Source organism: Bradyrhizobium sp. NBAIM08 (genome assembly GCF_020193935.1).
In the GTDB taxonomy this organism is placed as follows: Bacteria; Pseudomonadota; Alphaproteobacteria; order Rhizobiales; family Xanthobacteraceae; genus Bradyrhizobium; species Bradyrhizobium yuanmingense.
In genome coordinates this window covers 1-385 of record NZ_JADYVR010001288.1, presented here as the reverse complement: position 1 = coordinate 385, position 385 = coordinate 1, and the positions used below count along the sequence as shown (strand labels likewise).

General features: G+C 69.1%; 1 protein-coding gene. It reads right to left on the bottom strand.

Annotation, left to right across the window (positions count from 1 at the left end; all coding sequences use genetic code 11):
• Positions 1-47 precede the first annotated feature (47 nt).
• Positions 48-385, bottom strand: a 338-nt coding sequence (locus I6F37_RS44565) for an HD-GYP domain-containing protein (protein ID WP_225155067.1), incomplete at its 5' end; no start/stop codon positions are given.

Sequence of the window (385 nt, the reverse complement as noted above, 5' to 3'; positions counted from 1 at the left end):
GCCATGGCGGGGGCAGGCGTCTTGGGGTGGTGCTTCCCCTACCGCATTCAGGCGGCGGAGAGGAACTCTCTGCGGATCTCGTGCAGCACGTGCTCGCGGTCGCAGAACGCGTCGACGACCTGCGGATCGAACTGCTTTCCCTTCTGCTCCACGATCTCCCGGCGGGAGTCGCGCCAGCTGCGCGCCTCGCGGTAGGGCCGGTGATTCGTGATCGCGTCGATGGCGTCCGCGACGGCGAAGATCCGGGCGCCGATCGGGATGTCCTCGCCGGCGAGCCCGTCCGGGTAGCCGTTCCCGTCCCAGCGCTCGTGGTGCGAGCGGACGATCTCGACTCCGGCCTCCTGGAGGAAGGCGACGCCGCTGATCATCTGCGCACCAAGAAGGG